This window comes from Mesorhizobium sp. (genome assembly GCF_004962925.1).
Lineage (GTDB): Bacteria > Pseudomonadota > Alphaproteobacteria > Rhizobiales > Rhizobiaceae > Mesorhizobium.
Genome location: NZ_SUEO01000204.1, coordinates 371 through 1,723, shown reverse-complemented (window position 1 = coordinate 1,723; position 1,353 = coordinate 371). Strand labels below are relative to the sequence as shown.

Below are 1,353 nucleotides of genomic sequence, written 5' to 3'. Positions count from 1 at the left end.
CATGCCGATGGTGGCCGAGCCGCAGCCGACCCGCATGCGATGTTCGAGCTGGCCGTCGATGACCGGGGGCTTGCCGGCTTCGATGATGACCGTGGCACCGCCGTCGATGGTGAGCTCGACCGGCTTGCGGTTGCATAGATTAAGCAGCGCATCGCAGGTGGCGCGGCCTTCGGCCTTGGAGCCGCCGGTCAGATGATGCACGCCGCCCAGCGACAGCATCTGCGAGCCATATTCGCCTGTGGTGACATGGCCGATCGCCTCGCCCGCCGCGCGGACAGTCGCCGTTTCGGGGCCGATATGGCGGTCGGTATCGATCTTCACCTTGACGCCGCAGTAGGAGAAGATGCCCTCGGTGACCACGGTGACGAGATCGACGCCTTCGACCTCCTGGCTGACGATGAAAGGCGCCGGCTTGTAGTCGGGATAGGTGGTGCCGGCGCCGATCGCAGTGACGAAGCGGCGGCCGGCGTTGACCAGTTCGCCGTCCCAGGCCTCGCCCTTGGCGATGAAAGGCACAACCGGAGCGCCGGTCTCGGCCGCATGGTCGAGGATTGTCAGCGGATCCATCCGCACGATTCTGCCGCCGACATTGCCGTAGCGATCACAAGCGCCGGTGCGGCCATCTGATATGTAGCACATGACCGGGCAGGCATCGCAGCGGATCTTTTCCGCCACTTGCTTCTCGCCGGGATCGTGGGTTTCGAAGCGTTCGGCAAGCTCGCTCATCGGCGCGCCTCCTTCTCCCGGATCGCAGCGCGGATGCGGCTCGGCGTCGCTGGAATTTTGGTGACCAGGACGCCGGTGGCATGGCGGATGGCATTGAGGATCGCGGGCGCCGTCGGGATCAACACATGCTCGCCCAAGCCCTTGGCGCCAAAGGGTCCTTCCGGATCCGGAACTTCGATCAGGATGGTCTCGATCGGCGGCACGTCGCCGATGGTCGGGATGAGATAGTCGTGCAGGTTTTCGGTGCGGCCGGGAATGTACTCCTCCATCAACGCCATGCCGATGCCTTGCGCGATGCCACCCTCGATCTGGCCTTCGGCGAGCAGCGGATTGATCGCCTTGCCGACATCATGCGCGGCCGTGATCTTGATCAGCTTCACCGTGCCGAGCTTGAGGTCGACCTCCAGTTCGGCGATCTGCGCGCCATAGCCGTAGACCGCGTAAGGCTTGCCCTGACCCTTGGCGTCGAGCGGCAGCGTCGGTGGGTCGTAGCTTTCCTCGGCGCGGAAGAGGTAACCATCGGCATCAGCCTTCAGCGTGGACAAATCGATATGCCGGGTCGCTTCGCCCTCGCGGATGACCAGGCTTGTGCCATCCAGAGCGATCGCCGCCTTCTCCGACACGTTG

General features: G+C 64.5%; 1 protein-coding gene and 1 pseudogene. Both read right to left on the bottom strand.

Annotation, left to right across the window (positions count from 1 at the left end; translation table 11 throughout):
• Nucleotides 1-726 (bottom strand): annotated as a pseudogene (locus E5W87_RS28635) (6-hydroxynicotinate reductase); the annotation flags it as partial.
• A partial coding sequence (locus E5W87_RS28630) for a molybdopterin cofactor-binding domain-containing protein (protein ID WP_292405164.1) occupies nucleotides 723-1,353 on the bottom strand: 631 nt, incomplete at its 5' end. The pseudogene E5W87_RS28635 and the gene E5W87_RS28630, both read right to left, overlap by 4 nt.